General features: G+C 64.6%; 16 protein-coding genes. 5 read left to right on the forward strand and 11 right to left on the reverse strand.

What is annotated here, in order from left to right:
• Positions 1-12 precede the first annotated feature (12 nt).
• The 3 genes from cpaB to RJ527_17715 form a co-directional block, all read right to left on the reverse strand.
• The gene (gene cpaB / locus RJ527_17705) at positions 13-1,014 is read right to left on the reverse strand and encodes a Flp pilus assembly protein CpaB (GenBank protein ID WND75848.1); all 1,002 of its coding nucleotides are present in this window, start codon (positions 1,012-1,014) and stop codon (positions 13-15) included.
• Between the two features lie 9 nt (positions 1,015-1,023).
• Positions 1,024-1,551, reverse strand: a complete 528-nt coding sequence (locus RJ527_17710; GenBank protein ID WND75849.1) for a prepilin peptidase — start codon at positions 1,549-1,551, stop codon at positions 1,024-1,026.
• A gap of 289 nt (positions 1,552-1,840) precedes the next feature.
• Positions 1,841-2,020, reverse strand: a complete 180-nt coding sequence (locus RJ527_17715) for a Flp family type IVb pilin (GenBank protein ID WND75850.1) — start codon at positions 2,018-2,020, stop codon at positions 1,841-1,843.
• Positions 2,021-2,248: 228 nt separating this feature from the next.
• On the opposite strand from RJ527_17715, the gene RJ527_17720 reads away from it, so the two are divergent.
• The 4 genes from RJ527_17720 to RJ527_17735 all read left to right on the forward strand — a co-directional run bounded on the left by RJ527_17720 (position 2,249) and on the right by RJ527_17735 (position 10,594).
• Complete coding sequence (locus RJ527_17720; GenBank protein WND75851.1) at positions 2,249-3,703, forward strand: pilus assembly protein TadG-related protein; 1,455 nt, start codon at positions 2,249-2,251, stop codon at positions 3,701-3,703.
• Between the two features lie 326 nt (positions 3,704-4,029).
• The gene (locus RJ527_17725) at positions 4,030-6,000 is read left to right on the forward strand and encodes a nitrate- and nitrite sensing domain-containing protein (GenBank protein ID WND75852.1); all 1,971 of its coding nucleotides are present in this window, start codon (positions 4,030-4,032) and stop codon (positions 5,998-6,000) included.
• A 186-nt stretch (positions 6,001-6,186) separates the two neighbouring features.
• Positions 6,187-7,401, forward strand: a complete 1,215-nt coding sequence (locus tag RJ527_17730; GenBank protein WND75853.1) for an efflux RND transporter periplasmic adaptor subunit — start codon at positions 6,187-6,189, stop codon at positions 7,399-7,401.
• Between the two features lie 64 nt (positions 7,402-7,465).
• On the forward strand, positions 7,466-10,594 hold the full coding sequence (locus tag RJ527_17735; GenBank protein ID WND75854.1) for an efflux RND transporter permease subunit: 3,129 nt from the start codon (positions 7,466-7,468) through the stop codon (positions 10,592-10,594).
• 8 nt (positions 10,595-10,602) lie between these two features.
• Here RJ527_17735 and arsB read toward each other — a convergent pair whose 3' ends face one another.
• The 6 genes from arsB to RJ527_17765 all read right to left on the reverse strand — a co-directional run bounded on the left by arsB (position 10,603) and on the right by RJ527_17765 (position 14,568).
• A complete protein-coding gene (arsB, locus tag RJ527_17740; GenBank protein ID WND75855.1) occupies positions 10,603-11,640 on the reverse strand; it encodes an ACR3 family arsenite efflux transporter in 1,038 nt (345 codons plus the stop codon).
• A gap of 47 nt (positions 11,641-11,687) precedes the next feature.
• Positions 11,688-12,206, reverse strand: coding sequence for an arsenate reductase ArsC (locus tag RJ527_17745; protein WND75856.1), 519 nt, complete (start codon positions 12,204-12,206; stop codon positions 11,688-11,690).
• Positions 12,199-12,549: a metalloregulator ArsR/SmtB family transcription factor gene (locus tag RJ527_17750; protein WND75857.1), complete on the reverse strand. Its 351-nt coding sequence runs from the start codon at positions 12,547-12,549 to the stop codon at positions 12,199-12,201. The genes RJ527_17745 and RJ527_17750 overlap by 8 nt, the downstream gene beginning before the upstream one ends.
• A 62-nt stretch (positions 12,550-12,611) precedes the next feature.
• Complete coding sequence (locus RJ527_17755; GenBank protein WND75858.1) at positions 12,612-13,316, reverse strand: DUF3047 domain-containing protein; 705 nt, start codon at positions 13,314-13,316, stop codon at positions 12,612-12,614.
• Between the two features lie 65 nt (positions 13,317-13,381).
• Entirely contained in the window at positions 13,382-13,939 is a 558-nt protein-coding gene (locus RJ527_17760) for a pilus assembly protein (protein ID WND75859.1), read from the reverse strand.
• 8 nt (positions 13,940-13,947) lie between these two features.
• Entirely contained in the window at positions 13,948-14,568 is a 621-nt protein-coding gene (locus tag RJ527_17765; protein ID WND75860.1) for a TadE/TadG family type IV pilus assembly protein, read from the reverse strand.
• Between the two features lie 197 nt (positions 14,569-14,765).
• Here RJ527_17765 and RJ527_17770 point away from each other — a divergent pair, with 197 nt between their 5' ends.
• Positions 14,766-15,614 carry a fumarylacetoacetate hydrolase family protein gene (locus RJ527_17770; GenBank protein ID WND75861.1) on the forward strand — a complete coding sequence of 283 codons (849 nt, stop codon included), beginning with the start codon at positions 14,766-14,768 and terminating at the stop codon, positions 15,612-15,614.
• Positions 15,615-15,623: 9 nt separating this feature from the next.
• Here the strand turns inward: RJ527_17770 and RJ527_17775 are convergent, their stop codons facing one another.
• On the reverse strand, positions 15,624-16,622 hold the full coding sequence (locus tag RJ527_17775) for a hypothetical protein (protein ID WND75862.1): 999 nt from the start codon (positions 16,620-16,622) through the stop codon (positions 15,624-15,626).
• A 77-nt stretch (positions 16,623-16,699) separates the two neighbouring features.
• Positions 16,700-17,710, reverse strand: coding sequence for a mitochondrial fission ELM1 family protein (locus RJ527_17780; protein WND75863.1), 1,011 nt, complete (start codon positions 17,708-17,710; stop codon positions 16,700-16,702).
• Positions 17,711-17,747: the final 37 nt, after the last annotated feature.

The raw sequence follows: 17,747 nt of genomic DNA on the forward strand, positions 1-17,747 counted from the left end.
CCGTCCGCCCTTTCAGAAGTTGGCCTGTTCGGCCTTGTCGGCGCGGATCACGTTGACCCCGCGCGCCCGGGCACCCGGCCCGAAACGCTTGTCGCCGAGCATGCTCATGATGTCGAATTCAAGGGTGTAGCTGCCGCCCAGGTCCTGCGGCGGCGCATCGCCGTCCAGGGCGCCGACCGCGCGGGCGACCTCGGCGAACCGATCATCGGCCGTTTCCACGGCATCGTGGCGGGCCAGGGAATGCAGGCTCAGGCTGACTCCGCCCATCTTCAGGGCCAGGGCGACCTTTTCCGCCTGCTTGGGCGTGACCTCCAGGGTCGCGGTCTTGGCCACCTTGGCCTGGCCGTCACCGGCCTCGACCTTCTGGTCCATGGCGATGACGCGGGTGCCGGACAGCAGCGTTTCGGAAAACTCGATCTTCTTCACCTTGCTGCCCTCGGCGTCGCCGCGCCGGGTTTCCAGGCGCATCTGGCCGATGAAGATGACGTCGACCCAGTCGCCCGGAAAGATGAACCCGGCGATCCCCGTCGTCGCATCGACGGGCACGGAGACGGCGCGCTTTCCGGGTTGCAGCACCGCCGCCAGGAAGCCCCGTTCGCCCGGCTGCACCAGCTTCAGCGCCGTCACCGGCTCGCCCGCCGTGATACGGGTGCGCACGACGGCGCCGTCGAACACGGCGATGCCGCGGTTGTTGGGTTTTCCGCCGTCGGAGGCATCCGGCGCGGGCTTGAGCCCTTTCGGCGCCACGCCCTCGACGACATAGCCTTCGGCGACCCCGTCCTTGGGCCAGGCGGCCCAGCGCAGGTCCTCGGCGCGCACGAAGCGGCCGGCCTCCAGGGTCTGCTTGGCGACCAGGACCCGGCGGGCTTCCGTGGCCGGGGCGGTTTGCGCCGGCCGGGCCTTGAACGCCGCCTGCTGCTGGGCGATCCAGTTGCGGGCGAACAGCGCCGTGCCGGCAGCCACGGTCAAGGCCACGACGATCAGCAGAATTCCGCGCAGGGAGATCGGGGACATATCAGCCTCCTAACCGGCCAGCGCCGGGGCGGCGCCCAGCAGAGACGGCACGGGCATGGTGACGAACGTGGCCGCGACAATGGCCACGGCATAGGGCACGTCACGGCCGAGCAAGGTATGCGCGACACCCGTTTCCCCCCGGTCGGCGAGGACCTGGGCGACGGCCAGGCGCCAGTGCGAGATTTGAACCAGGGCGATGGCGCCGCCGAACAATGCCGTAACAAGGATGAAATCGAGACATGCCGACGGGCCGATCCACAGGCTGACGGCGGCCATCAGCTTCACATCGCCGCCGCCGAACACACCCAACGCGAACAACGCCGTGCCGCCGGCCAGCACGGCGGCGCCAACGGCCAGCGCGCCGACGACATCAACGCCGGCCCACGGCAACAGGGCATAGACGGGAAACAGAGCCGCAATGGCCAGGGTCACCGAATTGGGGATGCGGTATTCCTGAAGGTCGGTCAACGCGGCCAGACCGAGCAGGCCGGTGAACAGTGCCAGGGGAAATGCATGAATGGCGGCCGTGAGGGACATGGGTTGGGGCCTTTTCCGACTTGGCGGGTGGCTGGGGTGCGGCCACCCGCCCGGGTTCACGTTACGCGCTGCTCTCTCTTCTCAATTCGTCAGATAAATTGACTAACTAATGCTGGGATCGGCGGGCGGATAAAATCGGGTTTCCGGGCCGGGGCTCCGCCCCCTCCCCCTTCGGGCCCTGCGAAACCGGGGGACCGGCTTCGTGGGGAATTGAGGACCCGAAGTTCGAACCCACCTAAGGGTTCTGGGGAGGGACATGGAGATCGTAGGGCAGTCTTCCGAAGCTGGATTACGGGGCGACGGCTTCGTTGAGCTTGGTGGAAACGGTGGTGAACATGGTCTCCAGGGACTCGCCCATGGTGGTCAGGGCGCCGATGGCGGCAACCGAGACCAGGGCGGCGATCAGGCCGTACTCAATGGCCGTGGCACCGGACTCGTCCTTCAGCAGTTTGATGATCGTGGTCTTCATGGCTTCTCTCCTGAAACAATCTTCGTGGTTCGCCGTGAACCTCGATGCCCAATTTTCTATGACTAAAGTTATAAGTCAAAATTTTTATTTATTTTTAAAAAATCTATACTTTATCAATACATTTACATAAAATTTTATGTAATTTTAATCAGTTGTTTGGCGCAAACGTTTCAATTGACCGGATTGTTTTTCTATAATTATTAGTGCGCAGTACAGGAACCCCCTGAAATGACGCAACTAATTGATAATATTAAGAAATTTATAGTCCGCCTTGGCGCCTGCCGGCGCGGCGGCGTTGCCGTTTTCCTTGCGCTGGCCATTATCCCGGTGATCGGTTTCGTCGGCATCGGCACCGATGTGGCCCGTGCCTATCTGGTCAAATCGCGCCTGTCGTCGGCACTCGACGCGGCGGCATTGGCCGGCGGGCGATCGTTCTTCCTGCCGACCCGCGACGCCGACATCGACATGTTTTTCAACGCCAACTTCCCGGCGGGGTATCTCGGCGCCACCGTGACGGGGCCGCTTAAATTTCCCGATGTCGACAACGAGACCCTGGAGCTGACCGCCTCGGCGGTGGTCCCGACCAGCTTCATGCGTGTCCTGGGGTTTAACGACGTCAGCGTGTCCGCCTCCTCCCAGGTCAAGCGCGAGCTGATCGCCCTGGACGTGGTCCTGGCCATCGACATGTCCGGGTCCATGGCATCGGGCGCCATCGGCGGCGGATCGCGCATCGCCGCGGCGCGCACGGCCGCCCAGACCCTGACCGGCATCCTGTTCGGCACGGCGCCGAACAAGGACCTTCTGGGCATCGGCCTGGTGCCCTGGAATTCCAAGGTCAACATCACCATCGACGGGACCGCCTACGATCCCGCCATGACGACCGAAAACGCCGTCGCCGCCTATGCCCATCCGGTGACGGGGGCCGCGCAAAGCAGCGTGTTCACGGTCAACGCTTCGCCCGTACCGTTGCTGAACGATCCCGGTCCCGATTGGACCGGCTGCGTGTTCCAGCGTTATGTCGACGACGGCGACGACGGCAACGACGGCGATGCCCTGCTCGGCATCGGCCAGATCGGGGGCAAGGACTGGATCGCTTGGGAACCCATCGGCCCGGACGGCGACCCGCAATCCGGCTGGAGCAACTGCACCATGGCCGTGGGCGGCAACGAATGCGGCCCCTGCCTGAGCCACGGCATCACGCCGCTACAGCATTCCAAGGCCGTCATCGAAGGCAAGATCGACGCCCTGACAGCACCCCAGGGCCAGACCAACATTCCCCAGGGCCTGGGCTGGGCCTGGCGCGTTCTCAAGCCCTCAGCCCCCTTTACCGAAGCGATCCCGGACCCCCCTTACCGCCGCCAGCAGGCGATCGTGCTGTTGACCGACGGCGAGAACGTCGGCGGATCGGGCGACGGTTACAAGGGGATCTGGGGCACGGGCAATACCGCCCACGACGAGATGAACAGCCGTCTGCTGGCCCTCGCGGCCAACGTCAAGGCGGACGGCGTCATCGTCTACGTCATCCAGTTCGCCAACAACGACGAAGACCTGAAGAACATCCTCAAGCAGGTCGCAAGCGGCCCCGACGCCCCCTATTACCACCTGGCGCCGGGAGCGGCGGAATTGCAGACCGTGTTCCGCGAAGTCGCCAACCACCTGACCGAACTGCGGCTGTCCAAGTAGACGCTTAACCGCATGGCCAGAAGTGAATACATATCTATTCACACATAGGTATATATTGCTTGAGTCCTGCTATCCCACCTCTCCATCCCCTTCTATAATCTGTTGAATTGGCGCGGTTTCCGTCGCGACGCGACCGCCCTGAAATATTTTCTGGAATTTCCAACGGCACCACATGCGCGTAGGTGCAAACGGGCTTAATTGCCCGCCCGCAGCCATGCTTAGAAATTGGAAGAAGAACAACCATGAGACTTCGCGACCTTCGGATCAGATACCGCGTAATGTTATTGCTGGCGGTTCCTCTCATTGGCGTTCTTGTCCTGGGAACCATGCTCGTCACCCATCGCATGAACCAGGTCTCCGACGCCGAGAGTTTGGCCGACGTGTTGCGCCTGGCGCCGGTACTCAGCAACTTGGTTCACGAACTGCAGAAAGAACGCGGCATGTCCGCCGGTTTCATCAGCAGCAAGGGACAGAAGTTCGCCGCTGACATTCCCGTCCAACGGGGCGCGACGGACGCCCGCAGGGATGCGTTGATGAGCATCCTTGCCGACTTCCGGGCAGAGGACCACGGACAGTCGATCAAGACCAAGATCGATAAGGTCAAAGAGAGCCTCGACCGGATGGCCAACGTCCGCAAAGGGGTCGATACCGCGGCCCTTAGCGTCGGCGAGATGGCCAAATACTACAGCGGCACCATTCAAAACCTGCTGACCAACGTTGAGGAAATGGTGGCGCTCAGCCCGAATGCGACGGTCATCCGCGGCATCGGCGCCTACACGGCGTTCTTGCAGGCCAAGGAACGGGCCGGAATCGAGCGCGCCATGGGGGCGGCCGGCTTCAGCGCCGGCAAGTTCTCTCCGGCCGTCTTCCAGCGGTTCCTGTCCCTGATCGCGGCGCAGGAAACGTACCTTTCCACCTTCGCCGTCTTCGCCACGGACGGTCAGCGAGAGTTTCTCGCGAAAACCGTCTCCGGTCCGATTACGGCCGAGGTCGACCGCCTGCGCAAGATCGCAATCGACAGCGACGAGACAGGAAACACCGGCGGCATCGAAGCCGGCGCCTGGTTCGACGCCATCACCAAGAAGATCAACCTTTTGAAACAGGTCGAAGACCGCCTCGCCTCGGATCTCGTTGCGGCGGTGACGGACATCCGGACGCAGGCGCAGTCGGAGGAAATCGGCTTGCTGGTCGGCTTGGCAATCGGGCTCGTTCTGCTTGCCGCCTTATCGGCCTTGATCGTTCGCTCGATCACCCAACCGGTCACGTCGCTCACCCGTCAGATGGGCGCCCTGGCCGGCGGAGACCTGGAAATCGAAATCAACGGCGTCGTGCGTAAGGACGAAATCGGCGACATGGGCCGGGCGGTCCTGGTGTTCAAGGAGAACGCAATGGCGGTCAAGCGCATGGAAGCCGAACAGGCGGCGGCCAAGGAACGCGCGGAGCAGGAAAAACGGACCGCGATGAACCTGCTGGCCGACGAGTTTTCGGCCAGCGTCGGCGGCGTGGTCGACACGGTTTCGTCGGCGTCGGCGCACCTCAATTCCTCGGCCACGCAATTGGCCGGAAACGCTCAGCAGACCAGCGAACAGTCCGCGGTCGTCGCCTCGGCGTCGGAACAGGCGAGCGCCAACACACAGACCGTTTCGGCGGCCGCCGAGGAGTTGTCGAAATCGATCCAGGAGATCACCCGTCAGGTCACGGAATCGACCCGCATCGCAAGCGACGCGGTCCACCAGGCGCAGTCGGCCAACGCCAAGATCTCCGGCCTGGTCGAATCAGCTCAGAAGGTCGGCGAGGTCGTCAACCTGATCACCGACATCGCCGAACAGACCAACCTGCTGGCCCTCAACGCGACCATCGAGGCGGCGCGCGCCGGCGACGCCGGCAAGGGCTTCGCCGTGGTCGCCTCGGAGGTCAAGAACCTGGCCAACCAGACCGCCAAGGCGACCGAGGAAATCGCCCGCCAGATCGCGGATATTCAGGCATCGACGAACGATGCGGTGACGGTCATCGGGTCGGTCACCGCGGTGATCGAACAGATCAACGAAATCGCCGGCAACATCGCCTCGGCCGTCGAGGAACAAGGTGCCGCGACCCAGGAAATCGCGCGCAACGTGGAACAGGCGGCGAGCGGCACCTCCGCGGTCAACGAAAACATCCAGCACGTCAGCCTTGCGGCAGATCAGACGGGCAAATCGGCGGACGGCATCCTTCAGGCCGCCAACGAATTGTCGAACCAGTCCGGCGTCCTGAAATCGGTCGTCGCCGAGTTCCTCGACAAGGTCCGGGCGGCCTGACGATATTGCGAGCCCTGGGCGGGCGGGATGGGGCAGCTTGCGCACCCCCGTCCCGCCCGTCACGGCCCCGTGACGCAGGGTTGTATACAATTAGTTACAATTGCGCCCTCGTAACATGGTGCGTTTTACCCTAATATTCGTGCCTTCTGATTGCTTTTCTCCGGGTAACGGAACCACCGAAATTCAATGAAGACGTTTTCGTCTCGGCGCGTGGCGCTTGGCGTCTTGCTGATTGCGGTCGGCGCGGGCGCCTATTTCACGCTGGCCGGCGGGCCTGCCACCGACAAACCCGTGGCCAAAGCGGGCGGCAAGCCACCGACGCCGGTCCTTGTCACCCAGGTGACGACCCGCACGATGCCGGTCACCATCCGCGCCATCGGCACCATTCAGGCGCTGGCCACGGTGTCCGTGCGCTCGCGGGTCGACGGCCAGATCATGGAAACCGCCTTCACCGAAGGCCAGACCGTAGCCAAGGGCGATCCCCTGTTCCACATCGACCCTCGCCCGTTCGAAGCCCGCCTGCGCGAGGCCGAGGCCAATTTGGCCCGCGACCGCGCCAACCTTGAAAAAGCCCAGGGCGATTTTCAGCGCTACCAGTCGCTCAGCGGCAAGGGCTTCTCCTCGCAGCAGAAGTTCGAGGAAGCGCGGGCCGCCGTCAACAGCCTGTCGGCGACCATCCGCGCCGATCAGGCAACGGTCGACCTTGCCAAATTGAACCTGGAATTCACGACCGTCCGCGCGCCGCTGAGCGGACGCACGGGCAGCGTCCTGGTCCAGGCCGGCAACCTGGTGAAGGCCGATGACCAGCAGCCCCTGGTCGTCATCAACCAGGTCGATCCCATCCTGGCGGCCCTGTCCGTGCCCGAGGGACATTTGGCGGAAATCAAGCGGCGGCTTGCCGAGGGGGCCCTGGCCGTCGAGGCCGCCGTGCCCGACAGCAATCGCCCGCCGGTCCGCGGCCGCGTCGTGTTCATCAACAACGCCGTTGATACGCAAACCGGCACGATCCTGCTGAAGGCCGAATTCAGCAACGCCGACGGGTTTCTGACCCCGGGGCAGTTCGTGCGCGTCATCATTGAAATGGACTCGATCGTGAATGCGGCCGTGGTGCCCGAACGCGCCGTGCAGAGCGGCCAAAAGGGCAACTACGTCTTCGTCGTCGATCCGGCCGACATGACGGTGCAGCCCCGGCAGGTGGTTCTCGGGCCGTCGATCGACGATTTCGTCGCCATCGGCGATGCCTTGAAACCGGGCGACACGGTTGTCACCGACGGTCAACTGCGCCTGTTCAAGGGTGCCAAGGTGTCCTTCAAAGCCGACGGCGCCAAGGATTCCAAGGGCGTGAAGAAAACGGGCGACGCGGCGCCGGTGGCCGGCGGCGCAAACAAGTCGGGCGGCTGACCGGGGCCATCTCCCCGCGCAGCGCCCTGGGAAGGAGCGGGCTGAACAGGCCGCGGAACGAACGATGAATTTGTCCGAGCTTTGCATCCGCAGGCCGGTCATGACGACCCTCGTCATGTTGGGGCTTGTCCTGTTCGGGGTGTTCGCCTATCGCGGCCTGCCGGTGTCGGAGCTGCCCAACGTCGACTATCCGACCATCGAGGTCACGGCCTCGCTGCCCGGCGCCAACCCGGAAACCATGGCCGCCGCCGTGGCGACGACGTTGGAAGGCCAGTTCTCGCGTATCGCCGGCGTGCGCAACATGACCTCGATCAGCGCGTCCGGCACGTCCCGCATCACCCTTGAGTTCGATCTCGACCGCAACATCGACGCGGCGGCGCTGGACGTGCAGTCGGCCATTTCGACGGCCCTGCGCGCCCTGCCCGACGACATGACCGACCCGCCGTCGTTCCGCAAGATCAACCCCGCCGACTTCGCCATCTTCTACATCGGGCTGTCGTCGGACACCCTGCCGATCTCCATGGTCAACGAATTCGCGGAAACCATGCTGGCGCAGCAGCTGTCGACCATCAGCGGCGTCGCCCAGGTGCAGATCTGGGGCCAGCAGAAATTCGCCGTGCGCGCCCAGGTCGACCCGGACGCCCTGGCCACCCGCGGCATCGCCATCGGCGAGGTCGAACAGGCCATCCGCGGCGGCAACAGCTATCAGCCGACCGGCACCCTGAACGGCCCCGACCGCGCCATCGCCGTGAAGACCACGGGCCAGATGAGCAACGCCGCCGCCTACAACAAGCTGATCGTCGCCTACCGCAACGGAGCGCCCGTGCGCCTGTCGGAAATCGGCACGGCCATCGACGGGGTCGAGGCGACCCGCGTCGCCACCTATTTCGGGGACCGTCAGGGCATCATGCTGGCGATCTACCGTCAGCCCGGCTCCAACACCGTGCAGATCGTCAAGCAGATCAACGACATCCTGCCCGTGTTCCGTCAGCAGTTGCCCGAGTCCGTGAACCTGGAGGTCATGTACGACCGCGCCCAGTCGATCGAGGAATCGATCCTCGACGTGGAATTCACGCTGATGCTGGCCTCGGCCCTGGTCGTTCTGGTGATCTTCCTGTTCCTGCGCAACCTGGCGGCCACGGTGATCGCCAGTGTCGCGTTGCCGATTTCGGTCATCGGCACGTTCTCGGTCATGTACGTCATGGGATTTTCGCTCAACAACCTGAGCCTGCTGGCCCTGACCCTGTCCGTCGGTTTCGTCGTCGACGACGCCATCGTCATGCTGGAAAACATCATCCGTCACAAGGAACGCGGCCTGAGCTCGATGCAGGCAGCGCTCAAGGGATCGCGGGAAATCGGCTTCACCATTCTGTCCATGACCCTGTCCCTGGTCGCCGTGTTCATTCCCGTGATGTTCATGGGCGGCATGGTCGGGCGTCTGCTGCACGAATTCGCCATGACCATCAGCGTGACCATCATCGTGTCGGGTATCGTGTCGTTGATGCTAACGCCGATGATGTGCAGTCGCTGGATTTCCGATGCCGCCCACGGCGCGGAAAAGCCCCAGCGCGGGTTCATGGCGATGATCGAGCGCGCCTTCGACGCCCTGCTGCGCGGCTATGACGTTTCCCTGCTCTGGTGTCTCAAGCGCAAGCCGTTCGTGCTGGCCGTGTTCCTGGGCACCCTGGCGGGAACCTGGGGTCTCTATGCCGTGATCCAGAAGGACTTCCTGCCGGCCGAGGACACGGGCCGCCTCATCATCTACACCGAAGGCGGCCAGGACGTGTCGTTCGACGCCATGAAACGCTATCAGAAAGAGGTCGCCGACATCGTCAACAGCGATCCCAACGTCGCCGCGACCATGTCGCGCGTGGGGGCCGCCGGCAGCCGTATCACCAACAACGCGGGCCTTCTGTTCCTGCGCCTGAAACCGCGCCACGCGCGGCCCGACGCCAACATCAACGATGTCGTGCAAAAGCTGCGGCGCAAGCTGAACAAGGTCGCCGGCATCAAGTCCTTCGTGCGCAACCCGCCGGCGATCCGGGTCGGCGGGCGCCTGTCCAACGCGCAGTACCAATACACGCTGCAGGATCTGGATCTGGAATCCCTCTACAAATGGGCCGAGGTCATGGCCGCCGAACTGGGCAAGCTGCCCGGCTTCCAGGACGTGACCACGGACCTCAAGATCCGCAGCCCATCCCTGGTCGTCGACATCGACCGCGACCGCGCCGGCACCATGGGCATCAAGGCCGAGGAGATCGAGGCCGTGCTCGCCAACGCCTTCGGCGGGCGCAAGGTCTCGACCATCTATACCGCCGCCAACCAGTACGCGGTGATTCTGGAGGTCGCACCCGAATTCCAGAAAGACCCGGAAGCGCTGAAGAAGCTGTATATCCGCGCGCCCGGTGACCGTCTGGTGCCGCTGGCCGCCGTCGCCACCCTGACCCGCGGCGTGTCGCCCCTGACCATCAGCCACCAGGGCCAGATTCCCGCCGTGACGATTTCCTTCAACCTGGCGCCCGAGGTCTCCCTCGGCACGGCCATCAACCGGGTCCACGCGCTGGAGCGCGACATCCAGGTGCCGGCGACCCTGACCACCAGCTTCCAGGGCACGGCCAAGGTGTTCCAGGAATCGCTCGCCGGCATGGGCATGCTGTTGGCGCTGGCGATCATCGTCGTCTACATCGTGCTGGGTATTCTCTACGAAAGCTTCATCCACCCGCTGACCATCCTGTCGGGCCTGCCGGCGGCGGGCGTGGGGGCGCTGCTCGCCCTCATGGCCTTCGACATGCCGCTGACGCTGTACGGGTTCGTCGGCATCATCATGCTGGTCGGGATCGTGAAGAAGAACGCGATCATGATGATCGACTTCGCGCTGTCGGCGCAGCGCGAGGACAATCTCAGCCCCGACGAGGCGATCTATCAGGCCTGCCTGATCCGTTTCCGCCCGATCATGATGACGACCATGGCCGCCCTCATGGGCTCGCTGCCCATCGCCATCGGCTTCGGCCAGGGCGGAGAGGCGCGGGCGCCACTCGGCCTGACCGTGGTCGGCGGTCTGCTGATGTCGCAGGTCATCACGCTCTACCTGACGCCGGTGGTCTATATCTACCTGGACCGACTGTTCCCGACCAAGGTGATCCAGGGTGCCTCCTCCGGCGACGCCGCCACGGGCCGCGCCCCGGCGGAATAACCGCCCCCCTACTCCGCCGCCTGGAAATGGCGGCGCGTGCCGTTGGCGAAGGCGACCAGGGACAGCATCACCGGCACCTCGACCAACACCCCCACGACCGTCACCAGGGCGGCCCCCGAGTTGAGCCCGAACAGGCCGATGGCGACCGCCACGGCGAGTTCGAAGAAGTTGGAGGTGCCGATCAGGGCGCAAGGCGCCGCCACGTTATGCGGCACCCGCCAGGCCCAGGCGGCGCCATAGGCGACGACGAAGATGCCGTAGGACTGGATCACCAGCGGCACCGCGATCAGGGCGATCAACAGGGGTTGTTCGACGATGACGTTCCCCTGGAACCCGAACAGCAGCACGACCGTGGCCAGCAGGCCCAGGATCGAGAACGGCTTGACCGCCCCGGTGAAGCGTTCGACCGCGGCGGCTTCCTGATCCGCCGATTTCCCGCGCCCAAGCGCATGGCGCGTGGCCATGCCCGCCGCCAGCGGGATCACCACATACAGGGCGACCGACAGCAACAGGGTCTGCCACGGCACTTCGATGTCCGTAACGCCCAAAAGAAGGGCCACGATGGGCGCGAAGGCGAAGACCATGATGACGTCGTTGAGCGACACCTGAACCAGGGTGTAGTTGGCGTCGCCCTTGGTCAGGTACGACCACACGAACACCATGGCCGTGCAGGGGGCGGCGCCCAGCAGGATCAGCCCCGCGATGTACTGGTCCGCGTTGGCCGGATCGATCAGGTCCACGAACAGGTGCTTGAAGAACAACACGCCCAGCGCCGCCATGGTGAACGGCTTGACCAGCCAGTTGACCACGACGGTGATGATCAGGCCCTTGGGCCGCCGATGAACGCCGCGCAGGCTGGCGAAATCCACCGCCACCATCATGGGATAGACCATGGCCCAGATCAGCACGGCGACGGCCAGGTTGACCGACGCGTATTCCCAAGACGCGACCGCCTGGAAAAGACCCGGCGTCGTGTTGCCGAGCACCACGCCCAGGACGATGCAGAGCGCGACCCAAAGCGAGAGATAACGTTCGAACAGCGTCATTGGTCAGTTCGTTCCTTCAAGTAAGGGAGGATGGAAATGCGGACAGCCTAGACCGATTCTTCCCGGCGCGCGCCGATCGCATCCAGGCGTTTCTTGAGGGTCATGCGGTCGAGGCTGCGGAGCGGCAGGTTAACAAAGATGCTGATCCGGTTGTTCATGAATCGCATGGTCTCGGCGAAGGCCGCGCGCTTCACGGCCTCGGTGCCTTCCACCGCCGCCGGGTCGGGCACACCCCAATGGGCCGACATGGGCTGCCCCGGCCAGATTGGGCAAACCTCGTTGGCCGCGTTGTCGCAGACCGTGAACACGAAGTCCATTTGCGGTGCGCCGGGCTGGGAGAATTCGTCCCAGCTTTTCGAACGCAGGTCCGCCGTCGGGAAATTCTGGTTGCGCAGCAGATCCAGGGCATATGGATTGACCTGCCCCGCCGGCTGGCTGCCGGCGCTGAACGCCTTGAAGCGGCCGGCGCCCAGGCGGTTGAGAGCCGCTTCGGCAAGGATGCTGCGGGCGGAGTTTTTCGTGCACAGAAACAGCACGTTGAAGATCGGCGTTGTTGGATCAGGCATCATTCGTCTCCTTCGCGGGCCCGCAATCAAGGGAAGCGCCATAGCCGCAGATTTCCGGTCGGCCTTCGCAACAGTCGTCGGTCAGATAGGCGATCAGGCGCCGCGTGCCTTCGACGTCGATGGCGTAGAAAATGCTCTGACGGCGGCGGGCCGCCCGCAGCAGCCCCGCCTGACACAACTGCGCCAGATGGGCCGACAGAGTCGACGGTGCGACATCCAGGCGGCGGGCGATGTCGCCGGCCGGCAGGCCGTTGGGCCCCTCGCGCATCAACAGGCGAAAGACCGCAAGACGATGTTCCTGGGCCAGAGCCGCGAACAGCGCGACATGGATTGCTTCATTCATATTTCGGTTATTTCCGAAATACCGTAGCATGGCAAGTGACAATTCAATGAAGCGCCAGGCCCTCAACGCGCCCGGAATGAAATACCGCGAACGAACCCCCGGTTGCGGCTGCCCGTATCGTCGCTGTCGGCACCGATCAGCACATGTGCCGCGCGCAGCGGGCGGCGGCCGAACACCCGTTCATGATCCGCCGCCACGTCGACCGTTTCCCGCAGCCAGGTCCCCAAGGGGGCATCGCCGGTGCGCGCCACGATCATCACATTGACGTCGCCGAAATAAGGGCTGGCGACGACCGTGCCGGGCACGGTGGCGTCGCCGCTCCAGACATAGGACAGGGTGCGTGCCGGCGCGTTCTTACCGCGCGCCAGTTCGACCAGGGGACGAAGCAGGGATTCCGAAAACGTCGCCGTGTCGGGGTCGTAAGGAAAGGTCACGTAAATCGCCAGGGCCCTGTCGTCCCGCCCCTTGACGGTCAGGTCCGTCGCGGTCACGGGCAGGTCCACCTTCCATTCCCAGGTCAGCACCGGCATTTCCGCCAGATTCACCGTCACCGGCCGCCCGATCAGGGACACGCTGGCGTCCGTATTGATCTCGACACAGTCGGTGCCGCAGGCGCTGTAGCGGTTGGCGGTCTTGCCGTCGAAGGTCATTTGCTCCCACGACCGCGCGGCCAGGTCCGCCGGCAACGCGCCGGTCCCCGCAACGGCCAGCGATGCCGCGCCGGTTGCCAGGAACAGTCCCAGGCACGAAAAAAACAGGCGTTTCATGGATCTACTATCCACCACCGCCGCCGGTCCGCTCAAATCACGAATTGGTTGGCCGATCGCCCGGGTCAGGGTTTGACGGTGGTCAGGCTTCCGAACCGGGGCCGGAACACGGCGCTGGAATAGAGCTGCCCGGCCTCCAGCACGGCGGTGATCATGATCGGCTCGAAATCGTAGAACACCTCGGCGGTGATGACATTTTCGCTGTCGCGGACCTCGAACCCGGCGGGCAGAACCGCCGGATCGCCCGCGGCGCCGAACCGGCTTGCCGCCGGCGCCAGGCCGTAGGTCCGCTGCCAGATGATTTCCGGGCCGCCGCCGTCCCGCGCGATGGAGGAAATGATGACCCGGCCGCCGACCTGAACGTCATAAGGGGTCATGACCTGGTCCGAGGCGGCGAAGAACGACGTGATGTCGCCTTCGGTCAGTTCCGGCATGCGCGAAATCAGATCGCCCATGGTCGCCGCCGTGCGCTCCAGCTTCTGGTTGATCAGGACATAGCGCGTGACCTCGACCCCCGACATCAAAAGGCCCGTCAGCACCGGCACGGCGATGGCCAGTTCGACGGAGATGGTGCCTCGCCCGTCGCGCCGGAACCGATCCAGGAATGTGCGGATGAAGCCCATGACGCCCCTCACCCGCCCGGCGCCGGTGCGCCGATGGCTTGATCGTAGGGCTCGTTGCGCACGGCGATGGCCGATTTCAGGATGAACTTGCCGCCTTCCCCGATCAAGGGACCGGCCAACGGCGTGCGCAGCGGCCAAGCGTATTCCATGCGGTAGGCAACGATCGCGCCCGCCTCGCCGGCCCCGGCCTCGCCGACATCGGCGTCGTGGGCGCCGTTGCCGTTTTCGTCGGTGAAGGTCTCGCCCGGATCGTAGACGCCGTTGCCGTTGCCATCGACAAAGGCTTCGCCGCGCCCGACATCGCCGAAGGTGGGATAGACCCGAACCTCGACCTTGGCGTCGGCCATGTCGACCAGACCGATGGTGCGGTCCGCGACGATGGCAAGAATTTGTTCCAGCCGCGTGCCGCCCTCCGGCGCTTGGCCAGTGATGCCGAACCGCGCGGCATCACGCAGGGCACTTTCCATCAGCGTCGACACGAACATGATCATGCCGAATTCGATGATGGCGATAAGCATCAGCACCACCAGGGGAGCCGCGAAGGCGAATTCGACCAGGGACGAGCCCCGCTGGTTTTCAATCAGCGCCGGGCGCCCGAAGGACAAAAAAACGGGTCGGCGGAGCACCATCGCGGAAATTCCTTTTCTTCCACAGTTTACGTTTCGACTCAAATTCGGGCAAAGATATTAAGTGTTTTCAATATTCTATAAAACTTTCATAAAATTCCAGGTAACGGTCTTGACCTTCATGCCCCTGCGAAGCCTAATGCGGCCATCGGTACGGAAACCGATCAAAAACGTCTGAATTCCATCCGGGAGCCCCATCCATGAAATTGCTGCGCTACGGCCCCAAGGGCGAGGAACGTCCGGGCCTGCTGGATGCCGCCGGCCGCATCCGCGACCTGTCCGACCGCCTGCCCGACATCACGCCGGAAACGCTGGTCAGCGACCGCCTGGCCCGCCTGAGCGCCATGGACCCGGAAGAATTTCCCGCCGTCGGCGGCTCGCCGCGTTTGGGCGCACCCGTCGCCGGCGTCGGCAAGATCGTCGCCATCGGCCTGAACTATGCCGACCACGCGGCCGAGGCCGGGATGGCCCTGCCGGAAGAGCCGATCATCTTCACCAAGGCGATCACGTCCCTGTCGGGTCCGACCGATCCAGTGGTGCTGCCCAAGGGATCACAAAAGGGCGATTGGGAGGCCGAGTTGGCCGTCGTCATCGGCAAGCGCGCGCAATATGTCGAGGAAGCGGACGCCGCCGAATACATCGCCGGTTACGCGGTCCTGAACGACGTGTCGGAACGGGCGTTTCAGTTGGAAACCACGGGGCAATGGGTGAAGGGCAAAAGCTTCGACACCTTCGCGCCGTTCGGCCCCTGGCTGGTCACCCCCGACGAAGTGCCGGACCCGCAGAACCTGCGCATCTGGTGCGAGGTCTCGGGCCAGATGATGCAGGACGGCAACACCAAGACCATGGTGTTCAACGTGTTCAACCTTGTTTCCGTGGTCAGCCGCTACATGACCCTGATGCCGGGCGACATCATCGCCACGGGCACACCGCCGGGCGTCGGCCTGGGCATGAAGCCGCCGCGGTTCCTGAAGGCCGGCGACGTCATGCGCGTCGGCATCGAGGGTCTGGGCGAGCAAAAGACCGAGGTCAAGGCCTGGCCGGAGTAATCCCCGGCCTTACGCCGCCGCCTCGCGGCGGATGTCTTCCCAGGTTTCGCGCATCCATTCGACGCAGGCGACCGCTTGGTCGAACAGGGAATACCTGCAGCCCTCGCCGTAATCCGTGCCTGGGATAAACTCGGTCGAAATCTGGCCCAGCTTGCCCGTGGGGTCGGCCGCGTGGTGGCGCATCAGCATGCGGATGCACTCTTTCCAAGGCTCCAGCAAGGCGCCGTCCCAGTCGGCATGGTATTCGCCCGGTTTCGGCTGCACGAAGGGATACTGAATGCCACGCCCGACGCTGCCGTCGGGGTGGCGGCCCGTTTCGTTGACCGGGTTGTTGGGGATCGCCGCCCGGGCATGGCAATGACGGACCCAGCCGGCCTCGATCCACTGCTGCACGACGTTGCCGGGGGTATAGGGATCAAGGATCACCTGCCCCGCCGCGATCTGCCCCGCCGTGTCGAAAATCTTCTGTTCCTTGGGATTGTCGATCTTGAAGATGACGTGGCTGTGGTCGAGGGTGATGTTGAACTCCACCCCCCGCGCCTCGACCATGCGGCCGACCCGGGCGACGCGGGCGAAGTCTTCCGACCACATGTTGACATGGACCTCGAAGCACGGCGTGACGCCGTATTTGTTCCCCAGTTCCGCCGCCCATAGATAGGCGTTCAGGACTTCCTCGTCCGTCACCACATGGCCCTTCGCGTGGTGGAGCTTGATCTGGGTGTTATGGACGAGAGAGCCGAGCCGGCGGCCCGTCTCAAGATTCTTTTCCAACAGCGCCTCGTCCTGGCCCAGAACGTAGAACCAGCCGCCCGCCCGCACCGGCAGGCCGTATTTGTCCCGCGCGCGCTCGAAATCGTCGATCTGGTCCGGGTCCGGGGTCTTGTCGATGTAATCGAACACCCCCGCTTCCTTGACCATGCGGAAGCGCGTATCGACATCGGGCATCGGGTCCGCATGGGCATGCTTGATGCCGTTGGTCTGAATCCCGAAAAGAAGGTCGCTGGCCATATGTCTGTTTCCGTCCCCTGGTGATCGCCCCCGGCGCATCGTAACGCAACGGCCCCCCGACGCAACGGCGCCAGCGTTCAGGCGCCGATATTCAGGCGTTCCCGGATGGCACGGGCGATATCTTCCGCCGGGTTGAGGGGCGCGTGGGTCCAATCTTCCCAAACAGTCTCCGCCGTCAGCGGCCGGGCGTAGCCTTCGCCGAACAGATAGTCGTGGAACCGTTTGTGCTTGGGCGTGATCAAGGGCGGCGGCGCGTAGAGATAGACCGGCCCCGGGCGGGCGCAGGCTTCGGTCGACATGGACACGGAATCCCCCGTCACGATCACCGCGTCGGCATGGGCGAGGTAGCCCATGTAGGGGTTCCCCGCCGGATCGCCCCAGCGGTACAGGTGATGGGGCAGGTCGGCGAAGGCGGCCAGCAACGCCGGCATGGTGCCCGGGTCTTCCGATTCCTCGACCCGGCGGCTGGTCGACACCAGCAAGGCGCCGCCCTGGTCGCGGGCCATCTTGGCGGCCAGCCCGGCGACCTCGGCCGCCATCTCCGGGCCGAATTCGCGCCGCCGGGTGCTGCCGCCGACCATGAGGGCGATCAGCGGACGCGGGAGGTGGGCGAAAGCGGGGGCCCATTCGTCCCGGGCGGCGGCCAGGACGTCCGCCGTCACGCCGTGGGCGGCGGCGGGAATGGTCAGGGTGTTGCCGGCCGTGGGGCGGGCGTCATGGGCGGGCTGGGCGATCAGGTCGAAATCCCCTGCCCCGGCCCCCGGATGCATGATGTGAACCAGTTTCGCACGGCCGCCGGACAGCTTCTTGATCTTGCGCGCGGCGGAGGCCGACCGCCGCCCGGCGCCGATCACCAGGTCCGGCCAGGGCGGCGTCAGCACGGCGCGGCTGGCCGGCGTGATGGCGGCAAAAGACGCCCCCAGCACCGCGTTATGCAGGCGCACCAGGGGGCCGTATTCGATGTCCTTCCGTTCGAACGGCAGGCCGAGAACCCGCGCCACGCCCAGGCATTGGCTGCGGTTGCCGGGCCGGTCGTCGGCCAGCACCCAGACGCGCGGCGCATCAGCGGTTTGTTCCGTGTCGGACATCGCCCGCTTATGGCATGGGCACCCCGTTCCGGCAACG

The organism is Thalassospiraceae bacterium LMO-SO8 (assembly GCA_031655335.1).
Taxonomy (GTDB): Bacteria; Pseudomonadota; Alphaproteobacteria; order Rhodospirillales; family Casp-alpha2; genus UBA1479.